This is a genomic window from Collinsella aerofaciens (genome assembly GCF_040926185.1).
Lineage (GTDB): Bacteria > Actinomycetota > Coriobacteriia > Coriobacteriales > Coriobacteriaceae > Collinsella > Collinsella aerofaciens_BC.
The window spans coordinates 64,777-82,119 of the sequence record NZ_JBCOIQ010000002.1 but is presented as its reverse complement, the minus strand read 5'-3'; the positions used below and the strand labels follow the sequence as shown (position 1 = coordinate 82,119).

The window sequence follows — 17,343 nt, the reverse complement described above, 5'->3', positions numbered from 1 at the left end:
GTGCGTATTTGCACTGCAATTCACAAACTAATGAAAAAACTTTTCAGAAATTTGAATTTGTCGCTTGCGCAGCGTGCACTTTATCGTAATATAGCGAACATCGAAAACGGAGACGGCAAAAGAGCCGTTTACCGAGGAAAAGGTACCGTTTGCGATATTTGAATTGCGCCCGGCGATACGTGAAAGGAGAGGCAGATGCAGTTCGTAAAGATCATCACCACTGCAGACAATGCCATCCGACGCCAGCGCGCAATTTCCCGACGACGATAACAATCGTCTCTGTCCGCATGGGGCGCAATGCCTCAACAGAGTCATTTTGAGGTCGTTGGGTTTAAGCACGACATAGCTGCATGTTTCTAGGGCATGCCTGTGATGCATTCTGCTGAATAACCTGATATTGCACGGTTTTTGACCTCAAGGTGACTTGCAACTGACCGATGTTCTAACTAGCTACCAAGGGCGAAAGGAAACAGCCATGAGCAAGGAAAAAGTCGTTCTCGCATATTCCGGTGGTCTTGATACATCCGTATGTGTCAAGTGGCTCCAGGACGAGAAGAATCTCGATGTCGTTTGTGTCTGCGGCAACGTGGGCCAGGAAGAGACCGGACTGGATGCCAAGAAGCAGAAGGCGCTCGACCTGGGCGTTCTCGATTGCCAGGTGCTCGACCTGCGCGACGAGTTCTCCGATGAGTTCCTGACCAAGGCTATCGCCGCAAACTCCATGTACGAGAACAAGTATCCGCTGCTCTCCGCCCTGTCTCGCCCGCTGCTTGCCAAGAAGCTTGTTGAGGTCGCCCACGAGTTTGGCGCGACCTACGTCGCCCACGGCTGCACCGGCAAGGGTAACGACCAGGTCCGTTTTGAGGCCGCCGTCAAGGCCCTCGACCCCGAGCTCAAGGTTATCGCCCCGGTTCGCGAGTGGGACCTGAAGTGCCGTCCCGACGAGGTCGCCTATGCCCACGCCCACAACGTGCCGGTTCCCGAGGGTGCCAACGACAACCCCTACTCCATCGACGACAACCTGTGGGGTCGTGCCATTGAGTGCGGTCACCTGGAGGATCCCTGGAACGAGCCGCTCGACGACGCTTGGGTTATGACCAAGAACCCCGAGGACACGCCGGACACCCCGACCTACACCGAGATTGAGTTTGAGGCCGGCAAGCCCGTCGCCGTCGACGGCAAGAAGATGAAGCTCTCCGAGATCGTCATCGCCCTCAACAAGATCTCCGGCGACAATGGCTTTGGCCGCCTCGATCTGGTCGAGGATCGTCTGGTGGGCCTCAAGAGCCGTGAGTGCTATGAGGTTCCCGGAGCCCTGACGCTCATCACTGCCCACAAGGCGCTCGAGGACATCTGCGTCGAGGGCGACCTGCTCAAGACCAAGATCAAGCTCGAGCAGGATTGGGCCACCGCCGTGTACAACGGCCAGTGGTACAGCCCGCTCAAAAACGCGCTCGATGCCTTTATGGCCGATACCCAGAAGTTCGTGACCGGCACTGTCCGTCTGAAGTTCTTTAAGGGCAACTGCCATGTCGTCGGCCGCAAGAGCCCCTTCAGCCTCTACGACTACGGTCTGGCTACCTACGACCGCGACACCACGTTTGACGAGAAGGCCAGCGCCGGCTTTATCGAGATTGATACGCTGTCGCTCAAGACGTGGGCAAAGGTCCAGGGCCCCAGCTCTGCTGCCGCCCAGGCCTAGCGCCTCCTTCCCTTGGTATCCGCGCGGCCCATCCGCGTGATACATAACGGGCGCACGGGGTCCCTACCTTTCGTTATGCTTGCTGACACTTCTTAACATCGGTGGCCCCTACGTTCCGCCCGCATATATGATGCCGCGTCTGCGGCTGAGTCCGAGCCCCGCCGGGGTTGTCCGGTGGGGCTCCTTCTATCAATTTGGCGGCTCTGCGCCTATATATATGAGGAGTATCCATTATGTTCAATGCTATCGCGCATGCTTTACTTGCCCTCGCGCCCGAGTTCGATGCTGCAAGGGCCGAGGACGTCCCTATGAGCCTGAAGGCCTGGATCGATGGTTCGCAGGGCAACATCCGGAGGGAGACGTTGGGCGCCAAGTGCATGGCGCGTCACTTCTTTGCAAATTAGCTACATGGCTCCGCACACGGTGGGGAATGTGTAAAACTAGCGGTTGAAAAATCGCTTTAGCGATATGGCGCATTGCTTTGGGCGCTTGTTTTGGTATTTGGAGAAAGGGGACGGTTCCATGGCTCTTTGGGGCGGTCGTTTTGAGGCAGGCGTGGCCGAGGTCACGCAGGAGTTTGGCGCGTCGCTGCCGGTCGACAAACATCTCTATAAGCAGGATATCGCCGGCTCTAAGGCGCATGCCAAAATGCTGGCGGCCCAGGGCATCATCAGTGCCGAGGACGAGCAGGCGATTGCCAAGGGCCTGACCGAAATCGAACAGGATATCGATGCCGGCAACTTTACCTTCGATATCAACGATGAGGACATTCATATGTCCATCGAGAGCGAGTTGACGCGCCGCATCGGCGAGGCCGGTAAGCGCTTGCATACCGGCCGTTCGCGCAACGACCAGGTGGCGACCGATACGCGCCTGGGCGTCAAGGCGCTGGCCAAGGAGCTCATGGAGGCCAATCTTGAGCTGCGCCATGTGCTGGTGGATGCGGCTAAGAAGTACGACAAGGTGATTCTGCCGGGCTACACGCATATGCAGCACGCTCAGCCCGTGCTGCTCTCGCATCATCTGCTGGCGTATTCCTGGATGTTCGCGCGCGACTTTACGCGCCTGAAGGCCGCCTTTGATGCCGCCGACAACTGCCCGCTGGGTGCTGCCGCGCTTGCCGGTACGAGCTATCCGCTCGATCGCCAGTTGACGGCTGCCGAACTTGGCTTTGCGGGCGTGATTCCCAACTCGCTCGATGCGGTTTCCGACCGTGATTTCCTGCTCGATCTGCATTACGCCGGCTCCGTTATGGCCATGCACCTGTCGCGTCTTTCCGAGGAGATCGTGCTGTGGTCGAGCTCCGAATTTGGCTTTATCACGCTTTCCGACTCGTACTCTACCGGCTCGTCCATCATGCCGCAGAAGAAGAATCCCGACTTTGCCGAGCTTATCCGCGGCAAGAGCGGCCGTGTGTATGGCAACCTGTTGCAGCTGCTCGTAACCATGAAGGGCTTGCCGCTTGCTTATAACAAGGACTTGCAGGAGGACAAGGAGGGCGCGCTCGATACCGCTCACACGCTCATGCAGTGCCTGTCGGTTATGGCCGGTATGATTTCGACTTGGACCGTCAACGAGGATGCCATGGCGCGCGAGTGCGGCGTGGGACACCTTGCCGCTACCGATGTTGCCGATTACCTGGCTAAGCGTGGCCTGCCGTTCCGCGAGGCACACGCCGTGGTGGGCCATCTGGTCCTGATGTGCGAGAAGCGCGGCTGCAATCTTGAGGACCTGCCGTTTGAGGTGTTCCAGGAGGCAAGCCCGCTCTTTGAGCACGACATTACCGAGGCGCTCGACATCCCGTCGATTGTCGCTGCACGCACGACCGAGGGCGGTACCGCCCCTGCCGCCGTTGCCGTGCAGCTGCAGCGTGCCGAGGCACAGCTCGTGGCCGACGAGGGCGTGTTTGGATCGCTGACCAAGGTCGTCGAGATGGGCCACGGGATAAAGTAAGGGTTTGGCCGAAGCTGTTTTTGCCATTTATTGAGGAATCATTTTTTGCTTTACGGACGTCTGCTGATGTGAGCGTCCGTATTTTGTTGCTATGGGGGAGGGGCTTGTCGAGAAGTTCTGTAGGACCTTTGGGCAGGTTGTGAAGGGGGTACGTTCGCGGGCGGCAACCGACCGTCTGCTCTGCTCGATGCGGTTGATGGGCAGTCGGATGGTACTCTAATCGAGCTTCGAAACAGAAGTGACACATATGGAACGCTTCAATAAATTGTAACGTTTCAATAAACAGCTTTTTGTTTAACTGCAGCTAAAACTCTGTTACGATGCAGTACAGGCGGGTGCCGGAATGGGACTTGGGCACGCGCGAACCTACTTGAAAGGCTACCTTATGGCTATCGAGAAGACCTTCATCATGATTAAGCCCGACGCCGTGCGCGACCGCAAGATCGGCGAGATCGTTGCTCGCATTGAGCGCAGCGGCCTTGTCATCGAGCGCATGGAGATGACCACGCTCGAGCGCGCTACCGTCGAGGAGCACTACGCCCATCTGGCCGACAAGCCCTTCTTTGGCGGTCTCTGCGACTTTATGACGAGCGGTCCGGTCGTCAAGATGGTCGTTTCCGGTCTCTCCGCTGTTGCTAAGATGCGCACCCTCATGGGCGCTACTAATCCGCTTGACGCTGCTCCTGGTACCATCCGCGGCGACTTTGCCGTCGATGTCAACGCCAACGTGATCCACGGCTCCGACTGCCTGGAGAACGCCGAGATTGAGATCAAGCGCTTCTTTGGCTAAACCAGCTTTGACTCCTTAAAGCTGTTAGCGTGTGGCTTGGGCGCCGCGGAACTCCATCTGCGGTGCCCTTTTATTCCAGAATCTATGCAGGGGCCCGCTCGGACATGTGTTCCGAGCGGGCCCCTGCTGTTAGCTTGTGGCACTGAATAGTTTAGGCTTCGTCGACGATCTTAAGGGCGCGCGTGTGATCGATCTCGTTGAGGAGGTTAACGCGACGCTCGTGACGACCACCCTCAAACTCGGCGTCGAGCCACTCGTCGACGATCATCTTGGCGAGCTCGGAGCCCACGACGCGGGCGCCAAAGGCGAGCACGTTGGTGTTGTTGTGCATGCGCGAGAGCTTGGCGCTGAAGGGCTCGGAGCACACGACGGCACGAACGCCCTCGACCTTGTTGGCGGCCAAGCTAATCCCGACACCGGTGCCGCAGATCAGGATGCCCAGATCGACGTCGCCGTTGGCTACGGCTTTGCCCACCTTGTAGCCGGCGATGGGGTAATCAAAGCTCTCGGAGGTGTCGGTGCCAAAGTTCACGACCTCGCAGCCGCGCTCCTTCAGGTGCTCGGAAATGATGTTCTTGAGCTCGACGGCGGCGTGGTCGTTGCCGATACCGATCTTCATGAGTGGTTCCTCTCTGGTCCGTGCGGCGGAATTGCTAAAGGTTTTACCGCGTTCGACTGCATGATAGCGCGTCTTTTGCCTAAACACTCGGGCGTTTTTTGGTCAAACGCTTTAGCGGACGCGAACATCAGCCCATCACGAAAAATGCCGCCAATTTGCTTCTGGCGGCCGTCTGCCGGAACTCGACTTGCGGTTTTTGGTGCCTTGTTATCAAATGGAGAAGTTGATACTTGCTAGAGAAACCCGTTATACATGTAGGAGATACCTATGCCTACCGATTCCATCCGTGATACCGCGTTTTGTGATGTTTTGAACCGCGAGCTTGTCTGTGCGCTCGGCTGCACCGAGCCCATTGCCGTTGCCTATGCGGCGGCGCTGGCGAGCCAGACGCTCGGTTGCGAACCCGAACATATGGATGTTGCCTGCTCAGGCAACATCATCAAGAACGTAAAGAGCGTGACCGTGCCCAACTCGGGCGGTATGCACGGTATTGAGGCCGCGGCCGTGCTGGGTGCCGTGGGCGGTGACGCCAAGAGCGCGCTCGAGGTGCTCGAGAGTGTTGGCGATGCAGACCGTGCTCGCGTGACCGAGCTGCTCTCCGATGCCGACTACTGCGATGTGTCGCTTGTCGAGGGTGTGCCCAACCTCTACATTAAGGTGACTGCCACGGCCGGAGGTCATACTGCGGTCGTCGAGATCACCGACCATCACACCAATGTTACGTGCCATACACTCGATGGCATTCCGATGTGTGGCAAGTCGGCGGGGGAGTGTGCCGCCTGCGCCGAGCGCATCGTGGCCGAGCGTGCCGCCGATACGCCCATGTCGATTGAGTCTATCATTGACTTTATCGAGGACGGCGACATCGAGGGCGCCCGCGCTGCCGTTGAGCGTCAGATTGAGCTGAACGGCGCTATTAGCGCCGAGGGCTTGGTGAACGCTTGGGGCGCCGAGGTGGGCCGTACGCTGCTGGGCGCTCGCGCCGACGATGTCGCCTGCCGTGCGCGTGCGCGTGCGGCCGCCGGGTCTGACGCCCGTATGAACGGCTGTGCGCTACCGGTCGCCATTGTGTGCGGCTCGGGCAACCAGGGTATTACCTGTGCGTTGCCCGTTATGGAATATGCCGATTACCTGCGCTGCGACCACGAGCGCCTGGTGCGCGCCGTGATGCTGTCTGATCTTATTGCCGTGCATATCAAGAGCTATATTGGTGCGCTCTCGGCGTTTTGCGGTGCTATTTGCGCTGCGTGCGGTGCCGGCGCGGCGATTACCTGGCTGTGCGGTGGCACGCGCGAGCAGATCGGCGCGACGGTCTCCAATACGCTCGGTAACGTGGGCGGCATCGTGTGCGATGGCGCCAAGGCAAGCTGCGCCGCTAAGATTTCCGCTGCCGTTGATGCGGCGATTCTGGGCCACGATATGGCCATGCAGGGCCGCGGCTTCCGTGCCGGAGAGGGCCTGATTCAGGATACGGTGGAAGAGACGATCGCCAGCATGGGCTATGTGGGCCGCGTTGGCATGAAGGATACCGACGTCGAGATCCTCAACATCATGATCGGCAAGACCATCGTCGACTGCTAGGGGCTCTGGGGCACTGCATCTTGTTGTTGAAACTATCGCGCTTGTGGCTGTAAAGCACCTGTCTGCATTGCGGACAGCGAGGATCTCGCGGTATGTCACCAGGTCGTTCTCGCGCTTGATGCGCTCGAGGACGGTCGCGACAACAAGCGCCGCTATCGCCGGCAGGAACGCCGCAGCCGCGGCGACGCCGGCGCCCCAGGTGCCCTCCATCCAGTTAAACGCCGGCGACAGTATCAGTGCGAACGCCACCGCCAGCAACGCGAGCATCAGCACGGCCAGCCATAGCATCCGCGTTCCCATGCGCTTGCAATCTCTTTCGACTGCCTCTTCCATAACGGTCACGTCTCCCTTCACGAGCGTGTCTATGGAGGTGCCGAATAGGATGCTCAGCATGAGCAGGCTCTGGACGTCCGGATACGTCTTGTCCCGCTCCCAGTTCGAGATCGTCTGACGCGACACGTAGAGTTTCTCGGCGAGCTGTTCTTGGGAGAGCCCCATCGCCTCGCGCCTCGTCTTGATCTGGTTGCTGATGTCCATCGTCACCTCCCGGTCGTGAAGGAGCGTCCCGCGAACACGTAGGGTGCGCTATCGAATCTGTTGTACATCATATGCGGCATGGCTTGCCGGGCGCTGCAAAAACTGTTTTGCACGGGGTTTACCCGCATGATTGTTGCTGCGATGCGTGCCATCGCCGCGGGGAGATCTGGCTTGTGGAGGCTTGCGGGGCGATGGCTTAGCGATGCTGTCGAGCAATCGTCCAAGTGCGCAGGCCCATGGCGGCGTAGCCGATTGCGGTATAGGCAACCCCATGGAACGCAAGGTCCCGGCTGCCCTCGACCGCGAGGGGAAACAGGAGCGCGGATCCGATTCCGAGCGCCGCGGGTATCCAGAAGAGCGTCCTCGCGGAGTTCGCGGCGAGCAGGCCGAGGGCGATCGCAGTTACGGGGAGCACGAGGTAGATCAGCGTCATCATGGCGATCATGCCGGCATCGGATGGGACGACCCTCACCAGGAGGACGGGGATTGCCCAGCAGGCGCCAACGATTGCGATCAATGCGATGAGGGACGCGCGTACGGTGACGTTCATGGGGCACCTCCTAACGGGAATCGCCCCCATTCTGGCATACATCTTCAGAATGGGGGCTAAGGGGGATACCATTTCGGGGAACGGGTGCGTACCCGCGCTTTTAACTCAGCATCTTGGCGAGCATGCCGATGCCGACGCCCACCAGTCCGCCGGCGATGGCGCCGATGATGATCTGCACCGCGTTGCGCGTGCCCTTGACCCAAGGGTTCATCTCGCGCTCACGGCGCCCCTCGAGCGTGTCGCGATCGACCTGCTCGCCGCGGCTAAACGCCAACACCTCGCGGTACGTGACGAGGTCGTGCTGCTTCTTCATGCGTTCCATATACACGAACGCCACGAGCATCACGACGAGCGCCACGGCGGCAAACGCCGCGGTGGGCGCGATGTGCATGCCCCAGCCCCATTCGAGCTGGAACGCCGCCCACGCGCTCAGCACCAAAAACACGACCGCGCTCACGACCGTGATTGTGGAGAGGGCGTTGTACTTCTTGACCGCTTCGTTCATTACCTGTGCCATGGTTTCCACATCTCCTTTGATGAGGGAGTCCACGGTCACCCCGAACACGTTGGAAAGCAGCAGCAGGCTCTGGACATCCGGATACGTACGGCCGCACTCCCAGTTGCTGATGGTCTGGCGCGACACGTAGATGCGCTCCGCCAGATCGTCTTGGGACAGTCCGAGCTCCGTGCGATGCTCCTTGATGTGCGAGCCCAGCTCCATGCGTTTGCTCCCTAGAGGGTCGGGGTGACCCCTGTCGAGAGCCACCATGTCATTGACGCGAGCATCGTACCATCAAAGGTCTTTATATTTGACCCCCACGGGGCAAAATCGAGCTGTCAAAAGGCTTTATATACGACATCTAGCTGGGAAAAGAACGGTCCCCAAAGGCGGATGCCTCCGGGGACCGGTTGGTGCGTATAGAGGGGGCGAGCTTGCTTTGGGTTGGTGTTGGCCCCGCCGTTCGGCTCGACTTTGGAGCGGCGGGGCTCAGCTCTGCCTCGACCGCGGCGCGGGGCGCGGCTTTGTCCCGACGTCGGCAGCGGCCGAGCCCTGTCTTCCAGCTTAGCCCTCCTCGCCTTTGGGTGCGTCCTTGGACGAGGGCTCTTTCTTCGGCAGCCTTCCCGCGCGTTTGAGGGCGTCTCGCAAGATCCATTCCGCCTGACCGTTGGCGCTGCGCATCTCATCGTCCGCCCAGCGTTGGACGGCCTCCCAGATAGCGGGGTCTATACGGAGTGGATACTACTTGCGTGCCATGACGTGCCTTCTTGTCGAATGTGCAATTTTGCACCCGTCCCCAAATTACTCATTGGTGTTGGGGTTAGTACAGCGAGCCTGCGTTGAGCACCGGGTGCGCCTCGGATTCACCGCAGAGCACCACCATGAGGTTGCTGGCCATCTGCGCCTTGCGCTCGTCGTCGAGCTCGATGGTGCCGCCGGCAGCCATCTCCTTCACGGCCATGTCGACCATGGAGACCGCGCCCTCGACGATCTTCTTGCGTGCGGCGATGACGGCCTCGGCCTGCTGGCGGCGCAGCATCGCCTGGGCGATCTCGGGGGAGTAGGCGAGGTGCGTGAGACGTGCATCGTCGACCTCGACGCCGGCGGGCGCCAGGCGCATCGCGAGCTCGCGGCGCAGGGCTTCGGAGACCTCTTCCACATTGGCGCGCAGCGTGATGGCGCCGGCGGCATCGGACTCGTCCTCCAGGTGGTCGTAGGCGTACACGCTCGCCACGTGGCGCAGCGCCGTCTCGGCCTGCATGGCGACATAGCTCTGGTAGTCGTCGACGTCGAAGAGCGCCTTGGCGGTATCGGCGACGTGCCACACCACGACGGTTGCGATCTCGATGGGGTTGCCCATTTTGTCGTTGACCTTCAGGCGCTCGCCATTCAGGGTGCGCACGCGGGTGGAGATAGTGGTGGGGTTGCCCTTGGCGGCCTTCTGCGCCGCGGCCTTGGCGGCCTTGGAATCGCTCATCTCGAGCTCGATCATCTCGCCGATCCCGGCCGATCCGCCCATGCTCTTGCTAAAGAACGGGTTGGCCCAGAAGAGGCCCTCGTCGCGGACGGTGCCCACGTACTTGCCGAACAGGATGCACACGCGCGCCTGGCCGGGCTGCAGCGAGAAGAATCCGTTGAGTGGGATGAACCACAAGCAAAACGCGAGGATGCTGAGGCCGAGCCCCCATCCGTAGACTGCGGGCGCGTCGACGCCGTCGGGCGTGCTCGCGAGCCCGATGGTGCTCCAGATAAAGAGGCCGATGATGACGATGAGCGCCACCGCCACGGCGACGAGCATGCCGTAGCCCGACTTGGCCTTGAGTTGCTTTTCCACGCTCATTGTGAGTTCCTTTCACGACTGCGCCGGCGTTTGCGTGACGTCCCCGGCGCCGCGCTCCAGATTGCGATGGGGAGGAGGCGAGTCCCCGAGCAGTCCGTGCGGCTGCTGATTGCTTTGTGATATCACATTGAGACCAAGTCAAGGAGAATCGGATGCCGTCTCTCATGGCATAAGTGGTTCGGGGCGCCCGGCATCTACGCTCCGTAGAGGTCTTCCTGTTGCATCTTGGCTCGCAAGTCCCTATAATAGCCCCACTCACGGCTGAAGGTTTACCTCGAGATTTGGAAAGGGGAGCTGCACCATGCTTGCTTCCATGAGGATTTGGCTCTAGCCACGGTCGCGTGAGCGACCGGTACTTCGCTGCATACCACCGATCGCATCAAAGGATTATTCCATGACACAACCGAATCCCTGCGCTTCTTGGAAGCGCTCGCTCGCCATCGTCTGGATCGGCGAGTTCTTCTCCGTGCTCACGAGCTCCATTCTGCAGATGGGTCTCATCTGGCACGTCACCCTCACCACCGGCTCCGCGAGCGCCCTGTCGTTCGTGAGCCTGGCGGCCTTCTTGCCCATGGCGCTCCTCGGCGCCTTCGCGGGCACCATCGTGGACCGCACGTCCATCAAGCGTCTCATGATCGGCGCCGATCTCTTCATCGCGGCCGTGAGCCTCACGCTTGTCTTCGGCTCGCTTCGGGGCGACCTTTCTGTCGCCGTTGTGGCGGCGGTGGTGTTCGTCCGTGCGCTGGGCAGCACGCTCCATACGCCCGCCTTCAACGCGCTCACACCGCTCATCGCCCCGCCCGAGGTGCTCGGCAAGCTGGCGGGCATGCTGCAGTTCATGCAGTCGGGTAGCTATATCATCGGCAACGCCATCGCCGCGGCGGTCTACCCGGCGTTTGGTCTGACTTTCATGATCGCGCTCGATGTCGCCGGGGCGGTGCTCGCGAGCATCGCGGTGGCGACCTCCGGCATCAAGACGCCGGCGCCCGAGCGCCATACGCCCGAGGAGAACGCCGAGGCGTCGCACCGCGCGGTGCGGGCCTTCCTATTGGAGACGGCCAACGGGTACCGCGAGCTCAAACGCCATCACGGTCTGTTCGCCATGCTCTGGATCGGCTTCGCCTTCTCGGTCCTGTTCTCGCCCATATCCGCGCTGTTCCCGCTCATGGTGTTCGACCATTTTGGGGGCACCACTACGCAGTCGGCTATCGCGGAGATCGCGTTCTCGGTCGGCATGATCGCGGCGAGCGGCTGGATCGGGGCGACGGGTGGCCTTAAGAACCGCGCTCTTTCGTGCACGCTGGCCATCGGCCTCTTCGGAGCGGGCACGCTCGCGGGCGGCCTCGTGCCCCCTTCCGCGCTCGTTGTGTTTCTGGGGCTTACGTTCGCGATGGGGGTCTCGAGTCCGCTGTACAGCGCGCCGCAGATGGCGCTCATGCAGGAGCGCGTCGATCCCGAGTGCATGGGCCGCGTCTTCGGCCTGTACGGAGCGGTCTGCAGCTGGGCCATGCCCGTGGGGCTCGTCGCATCGACCTTGTTCGCGGACGCCATCGGCGTAAGCGCGTGTTTCGTGCTCATCGGTGCTGCAATGGTGATCCTAGCAGGCATCACCTGGGCGATCCCGAGCATCCGCAAGATTGGGTAGCGCTCTGGCGGAGTGCGTTTCGTTTCGGACGGCTCGTAGGGTCGCTGCGACGTGAAGGGTGGTCGACGGTGCGCCTGCGAGGGCGCCGTCGACCACCCTTTTGTTTAATTCGTCTGGCCCGGCGCCGATCATCATCTGTTCGCCGGGCGATTGCGATGCCGCCGCTTGCCGATACGCGGCTCCTTACGTTGTGCGCATCCCATCGTTCTGGCAGCGTTTCCTGCAGTTAATCTCCAGAGCCCGAGGCGGTGGCCCCTATGAGTAATCTGCTCGAATCCATTCTGCGCGTCGGTATGACCGTGTTCATCGTCGGCCCGCTCACTGCATGGGTCGCCCGCCGCGGCGCGCGCGAGCGCAGCGAGGCAACGGACAGCCTCGATTGCTTCACGGTGCGCATGCCCGCAGCCATCCGCACGATCATCGCCTGCTGCGCCGTCGCGTTCGAACTGCTCATGCTGGGTGTCTACGTCTGGCAGGGCGTCTCGCTGGGCGAGTGGGACCACGAACTTGTGTGGTTCGGTCATGCCATGGCGCTCGCGGGTATGGCTATCTGGGCCTTGCTGAGCATCCCGCGTATCGACGTGGACGGTGGGCGCATTCTCTCGCGTAACGCCTTCGGCATCCGCAAGGAGACGACGTTTGGCAACATCGCCCGTGCAACGCTTCACGCGCAGATGATGAGGATCGACCTGTTCGAGGGCGACCGGAAGATCTGCTCGATAAGCCTCGAGGGGGTGTGCTCACTCAACCTCCTCGACCGTCTGGAGGAAGAGGGCATCGAGATCTCGGACGCTGTCGACGGCCCCATGACCAAGGCGGGCCTGTGTTGGTCTGCCATCAAGCCGTTGACGATTGTTTTCAACGGCATGGCACTCGTCTTCTCGCTCGTGATCGCCTTCATGGCTGTTTTCACCGATGCCGGCGCTCGTCTGCTCTTGCTCGTCCCGTTCCTCTTCCTGTTCATAGGGGGACTCCTGCCCCTGCTCATGCTCAGCATGCCCGCCCGCGGTATCCTCGAGATTGGCAGGCAGGAGCGCGAACTCGGTTTCTCCTTCGCCGAGGAGATGGCAAGTCGAGGTGCCACGGGCACTTCGCTTGTCGACGATGATTGGTTCATCGAGATCAGCAATGCCCGCGTCGTGGCGTTCCGCCGCGATTACCTCAAGAAGGTCACGGCGCACGAGGACAGTGAGAGCGGCGACCGCTGTACGGTGACTACGAAGGGCGGTCGCAAAATCAAGGTGTATGCAGCGGGCAGCACCCTCGAGGACCTGCGCTCGTGGTTCAAGCAGGGCGCCAAGGCCAGAAGCACGGTCGACCGTGCAGAGGATGCGCTCGAAGCGACTGTCTGATTGGGTTGCCTGTCAAAGTTTCAAATACGGGAAGGGGCGCAGTTCAGTTGGCGCCCCTTGTCATACCAGGCCTGCGGGCCAGCGAGAGGCCTGCAGGTCGACATGCCCATTGGCGAGGAAGGCAACGCCTTCATCCTCGAGCAATGCGCGCTGCACCTCGGGTCCGCCGAAGGCGAAACCCTCCGCCAGGCGTCCGTCGGCGAATACGATGCGGTGACAAGGTATGTCCCCGGGTTCCGGATTGACGTGCAGGGCGTATCCCACGTATCGGGCTCGACGGGGCTCACCAACGAGCTTGGCGATCTGACCATACGTGGCAACCATGCCGCAGGGCACCTGGCGCACCATGTCGTATACGCGGTTGAAGAATCCGTCGGTGTCCCGGTCTACCATGCCATCCTCACTTCCAATCGATATCGTCATTGTAGTCAAGAAAGGCGCCCCACATGTGCGGGGCGCCTTTCCAAAGAGGTGTTGCGCGAGGGGAGGGAAGGCGCAACGTTCGTGTCGAAGGTCTTTAATTCGCCTGTGCCTTCGTTGAGTTAACTATAGCTAATTCTATGAGACCCAAGTCGTAGACCGACGAGCACATAGCCTCTCCACAAGTTAACCAAGGGTTACAAATAGAAAGACGCGGCGTCATGCGGACGTTAGGGCTCGAGGAATCGCTCGACGAGCTCGGAGAACGCGCCGTCGGTCCCGGCCGTTTCAAGAACGACATCGCAATACGGCCGCACGTCGTCGGTGACATTCGCCACGCCGACTCCCAGCCCCGCCGCTTTGATCATGGAGAGGTCGTTTGCGGAATCGCCAACGGCGATGGCCTCGGACATCGGGATTCCCAGCATATCGGCAAGGCGTGTGAGCCCCATCCCTTTGTCAACGCCTGCGGGCATGAGTTCGAGGTAGCGCTTGGAGGAGAAAGTGATGTCAACGCCGAGGCGCTCGGCCATCGGCGTGAGCTCGCGGCCCAATTCCTGTAGCGCGTCGAAGTCCAAGTCGACATACAGGATCTTCACGATGCCGCGGCCTTCAAGGAATGAGAGGTCGGGGTGGTCGGATCCGCGAAAATGAGTGACCCCGGTGATCGATTCCAGATAGTCGCGCTCCCGTGTGGGTGCGTCATTCACGAACACGTGGCCGTCGGCGACGTTGACGTGCATGCAGAGTCCGAGTTCGAGTCCCTTTGCATAGATCGCGTTCGCACATTCGTTGGAAAGCCCGCAGGTGGTGAGCGGGGTGGGGTCTCCCACGCGGTTGATGAAGCCGCCGTTATAGGAGAGCACATAGCCGTCTTCGATCAGCTCGCGGGCCTCCCCCGAGAAGTTGTCCATGATCGAGGAATACCATCGCCCGCTCGAAGGGACGAACAGCACGCCGAGCTCTCTCATGCGTTTGAGTGCCCGGAGGTTGGACGCCGGGATGGCGTGGTCGGCATCGAGAAACGTCTCATCCATATCGCTGGCAACAAGTCGGTACATGCAGTCCCCCATACAACGTAAAAAACGAGGCGGGCTTATTATCGCCCACCTCGTAAGACCTTGGCTATGTCGAAAGCGCGGGCACGTGAAGATGGCCCATTCGCGTGTCGCCGCGCGTGCGCGGGGCGGATGGCTTAGTACACCATTCCCATGGCTTCGCGCACCTCGGCGAGCGTCGCCTCGGCGACCTCGTTGGCACGGCGATTGCCCTCGCGCAGGACGTCCTTGACGTAGTCCATATCCTGGACCAGTTCCTCTCGGCGGGCGCGGATGGGGGCGAAGTACTCGTTCACGCTCTCGGTGACGTACTTCTTGAGCTGGCCGGAGCCGCCCATGCCGATCTCTTCGGCGATCTCGACCTCGGAACGGCCGGTGCAGATCGCGGCGGTGGAGAGCAGGCCGGATACGCCGGGGCGCGCCTCGGGGTCGAACGTGATCATGCGCTCACCGTCGGTCTGGCTCTTCTTGATGCGCTTAGCGGTCTCCTCGGCCGTCATCGAGATGTTGATGGCGTTGCCGTAAGACTTGCTCATCTTGCGGCCGTCGAGGCCGGGGAGCAGCGGAGTATCGGACAGCAAAGCGTCGACCTCGGGGAAGACGTTGCCGTAGCGGTTGTTGAACTTGCGGGCGATGGTACGGGTGAGCTCGATGTGGGGCAGCTGGTCGCGGCCCACGGGGACCACGTTGCCCTTGGTAAACAGGATGTCGCAGGCCTGGTGCACGGGATAGGTGAGGAGCAGGCCGGTGAGCTCGTGGCCGGAAGCCTCCATCTCGGCCTTCACCGTGGGGTTGCGCTGGAGCAGGGCCTCGGAGACGAGGGAGAGGAACGGCAGCATGAGCTGGTTGCAAGCGGGAACCGCGGAGTGCGTGTAAATCATGGTCTTGTCGGGGTCCAGGCCGCATGCCAGGTAGTCGATGACCATGTTGTAGACGTTGTCCTGGATGTTGTCCGTGCTGTCGCGGTCGGTAATGACCTGGTAGTCGGCGATGAGCACGTTGGTGTGGACGCCCAGCTCCTGCAGCTCGACGCGGCTTTTGAGGGTGCCAAAGTAGTGGCCCAAGTGCAGGCGGCCGGTGGGGCGATCGCCGGTGAGCATGGTGTACTTCTCGGGGTGCTGCGGCAGGTCGGCGCGGATTTGATTGCTGCGTTCGAGGCTGACCTCGTAGCTGAGCTCGTTGGGCATGCTGTCTCCTTTTGGGTTGAGTGCCTGGCCGGCATTGTCGGTCTTGGTTGAAAATGAAGCTACCAGAGAAACGGCGTCTCTTGCCGGAATCAACGATGGTTTTCGCCGTGTCGTCCCGCAGGGCCGTTTCCCTTCTTGGGAAGGAGCCCCTCGATATGCTCGAGCCGCTCCTCATGGGCCACGTGCGCCGCGCGCTCCTCGGCGGCGAAAGCGGGGTCTTCGGGCGTGACGGTCTCATCTCGCTGTCGACTCCGGTACCACCGCGACGGCGCTCCTGAGCCTGCTCGTCGACAAGCCGGTGACTATCTACACCACCAACGGCTATGCATGTCGGTTTACGGGCGAGCTTGCTGCTAAGGTGGTGGTAATTGGCGGCGACTTCAACCCCGTTACCTGCTCGCTCACCGGTCCTATGGTTGAGAGCGCGCTGCGCGAGCTGTACTTTGACCGGGCGTTTATAGGTGTCAACGCGGTGGACGAGGACCGCGGTATCATGACGCCAGGTTATCCCGAGGCTATCAAAAAACGTATCGTGATGCAGAATTCCCAGGCGAGTTACGTACTCGCCGATAGCTCCAAGTTCCACGTGTTTTCAAATGTAAAGGTGTGCGACCTGGAGGGCTTTACTGTTATTTCCGACAGGCGCGACTCCAAAATCGGCGAACGCGTCAAAATGATCACGGCCTAGGACACTGGGGCATCGCATCTTGCCCTCAAGCCGTTGCCCACGTAACGAAGCGTGGGGCAAACGTGCGCCCCATTCCTGATTTGGGGACTAGCTTAGTTCGTCGGCTATTTGGTGCTCGTAGAAGGCTTCTACTACGGCGTTAAAGTCGCGGGCGAAGTCTTCCATGGTTCCACGCCAGGTGGCTCGGCCGGGCTTTCCTTGGCCCACATAGGCGGTTTGAATGCCGCAGGCGGGGCTGGGGAAATCGCGCTTGGGATCGTTGCCCACCATAAGGACCTCGTGCGGCTCGAGCCCCATGACCTGCAGCTGCTCTAGATAATATGTGACATCGGGCTTGCAGCGCGTGGCGTTGCCCATGTGCGTTACGAGCTCGAAGGGCGCGTCTGTCAGCTCGCCCCAGCCCATGCGGCACTCGATGGCCCCTTGGGGAAAGCTGGGGTTGGTGAAGAGCGCGCAGCGCAGCCCCGCGTCCTGTACGGCTTGAAGCGCGGCGTGCGCACCCGGCATGGCTTTTGCGTTGATCATGTCATCGTTCTTGTACGGCAGAACTTCGTGATCGTAGTAGGTAAACGCCTCGTAGATGAGGGGGTCGGAGAGGCAGATGCCACACCGGCGCTCAACCTCTTCCTGGTAGAACTCAAGATTGGTGCGATTGTCCGTGCTGCTGCGGCGATTGGCGTTGAGGTCGACCAGGATGGTGCCGAGGCGCGCCATCGTGCCCCCGCGGCTGCGACGTCCGATATCCGCGAGCATCGACGAGACATCCTTAAAATAGCGAAGGATGAACGCGTTGAGGTTGATGCTAAGAAGCGTCTCGTCCATATCGAAAACGACTGCTTTGAGCACGCGGGCACCTTTCTCGAAAAATCGTTCCAGAATCGTATGTCTGGGATACTTTACCCCAAAGCAGTGTGCCTAGCTG

At 60.8% G+C, this 17,343-nt stretch carries 16 protein-coding genes and 1 pseudogene; 8 read left to right on the top strand and 9 right to left on the bottom strand.

Going from position 1 to position 17,343, the window contains the following annotated elements:
- The first annotated feature begins 475 nt into the window (after positions 1–475).
- The 4 genes from AB5750_RS01430 (at position 476) to ndk (ending at position 4,445) form a co-directional block, all read left to right on the top strand.
- Complete coding sequence (locus AB5750_RS01430) at positions 476–1,702, top strand: argininosuccinate synthase (protein ID WP_035138001.1); 1,227 nt, start codon at positions 476–478, stop codon at positions 1,700–1,702.
- 233 nt (positions 1,703–1,935) lie between these two features.
- Complete coding sequence (locus AB5750_RS01425; protein WP_368145192.1) at positions 1,936–2,106, top strand: hypothetical protein; 171 nt, start codon at positions 1,936–1,938, stop codon at positions 2,104–2,106.
- 118 nt (positions 2,107–2,224) lie between these two features.
- A complete protein-coding gene (gene argH / locus AB5750_RS01420; RefSeq protein ID WP_368145193.1) occupies positions 2,225–3,655 on the top strand; it encodes an argininosuccinate lyase in 1,431 nt (476 codons plus the stop codon).
- A 385-nt stretch (positions 3,656–4,040) separates the two neighbouring features.
- Entirely contained in the window at positions 4,041–4,445 is a 405-nt protein-coding gene (gene ndk / locus AB5750_RS01415; protein ID WP_006234152.1) for a nucleoside-diphosphate kinase, read from the top strand.
- 151 nt (positions 4,446–4,596) lie between these two features.
- Here the strand turns inward: ndk and rpiB are convergent, their stop codons facing one another.
- Complete coding sequence (gene rpiB / locus AB5750_RS01410) at positions 4,597–5,064, bottom strand: ribose 5-phosphate isomerase B (RefSeq protein WP_117762860.1); 468 nt, start codon at positions 5,062–5,064, stop codon at positions 4,597–4,599.
- Between the two features lie 267 nt (positions 5,065–5,331).
- Here rpiB and AB5750_RS01405 point away from each other — a divergent pair, with 267 nt between their 5' ends.
- Positions 5,332–6,645: an L-cysteine desulfidase family protein gene (locus AB5750_RS01405; protein ID WP_161159768.1), complete on the top strand. Its 1,314-nt coding sequence runs from the start codon at positions 5,332–5,334 to the stop codon at positions 6,643–6,645.
- 354 nt (positions 6,646–6,999) lie between these two features.
- Here the strand turns inward: AB5750_RS01405 and AB5750_RS01400 are convergent.
- The 4 genes and pseudogenes from AB5750_RS01400 to AB5750_RS01380 all read right to left on the bottom strand — a co-directional run.
- Positions 7,000–7,182: pseudogene (locus tag AB5750_RS01400) on the bottom strand (helix-turn-helix transcriptional regulator); the annotation flags it as partial.
- Positions 7,183–7,378: 196 nt separating this feature from the next.
- Entirely contained in the window at positions 7,379–7,732 is a 354-nt protein-coding gene (locus AB5750_RS01395) for a hypothetical protein (RefSeq protein ID WP_161159771.1), read from the bottom strand.
- A 100-nt stretch (positions 7,733–7,832) separates the two neighbouring features.
- Positions 7,833–8,453: a helix-turn-helix domain-containing protein gene (locus AB5750_RS01390; RefSeq protein WP_368145195.1), complete on the bottom strand. Its 621-nt coding sequence runs from the start codon at positions 8,451–8,453 to the stop codon at positions 7,833–7,835.
- Between the two features lie 598 nt (positions 8,454–9,051).
- Positions 9,052–10,071, bottom strand: a complete 1,020-nt coding sequence (locus tag AB5750_RS01380) for an SPFH domain-containing protein (RefSeq protein ID WP_161159777.1) — start codon at positions 10,069–10,071, stop codon at positions 9,052–9,054.
- Between the two features lie 394 nt (positions 10,072–10,465).
- Here AB5750_RS01380 and AB5750_RS01375 point away from each other — a divergent pair, with 394 nt between their 5' ends.
- Positions 10,466–11,716: an MFS transporter gene (locus tag AB5750_RS01375; RefSeq protein ID WP_368145197.1), complete on the top strand. Its 1,251-nt coding sequence runs from the start codon at positions 10,466–10,468 to the stop codon at positions 11,714–11,716.
- Positions 11,717–11,973: 257 nt separating this feature from the next.
- Positions 11,974–13,068: a hypothetical protein gene (locus AB5750_RS01370; protein WP_368145198.1), complete on the top strand. Its 1,095-nt coding sequence runs from the start codon at positions 11,974–11,976 to the stop codon at positions 13,066–13,068.
- Positions 13,069–13,128: 60 nt separating this feature from the next.
- Here AB5750_RS01370 and AB5750_RS01365 read toward each other — a convergent pair whose 3' ends face one another.
- From AB5750_RS01365 to trpS, 3 genes are all read right to left on the bottom strand, one after another.
- Positions 13,129–13,461 carry an MGMT family protein gene (locus AB5750_RS01365; protein WP_368145199.1) on the bottom strand — a complete coding sequence of 111 codons (333 nt, stop codon included), beginning with the start codon at positions 13,459–13,461 and terminating at the stop codon, positions 13,129–13,131.
- A gap of 257 nt (positions 13,462–13,718) precedes the next feature.
- Complete coding sequence (locus AB5750_RS01360; RefSeq protein ID WP_368145201.1) at positions 13,719–14,549, bottom strand: HAD-IIB family hydrolase; 831 nt, start codon at positions 14,547–14,549, stop codon at positions 13,719–13,721.
- A 134-nt stretch (positions 14,550–14,683) separates the two neighbouring features.
- A complete protein-coding gene (gene trpS / locus AB5750_RS01355; RefSeq protein WP_368145202.1) occupies positions 14,684–15,733 on the bottom strand; it encodes a tryptophan--tRNA ligase in 1,050 nt (349 codons plus the stop codon).
- A 298-nt stretch (positions 15,734–16,031) separates the two neighbouring features.
- On the opposite strand from trpS, the gene AB5750_RS01350 reads away from it, so the two are divergent.
- The gene (locus AB5750_RS01350) at positions 16,032–16,421 is read left to right on the top strand and encodes a DeoR/GlpR family DNA-binding transcription regulator (RefSeq protein WP_233543837.1); all 390 of its coding nucleotides are present in this window, start codon (positions 16,032–16,034) and stop codon (positions 16,419–16,421) included.
- 87 nt (positions 16,422–16,508) lie between these two features.
- Here AB5750_RS01350 and AB5750_RS01345 read toward each other — a convergent pair whose 3' ends face one another.
- Complete coding sequence (locus tag AB5750_RS01345) at positions 16,509–17,267, bottom strand: HAD family hydrolase (RefSeq protein WP_161159788.1); 759 nt, start codon at positions 17,265–17,267, stop codon at positions 16,509–16,511.
- Positions 17,268–17,343 lie beyond the last annotated feature (76 nt).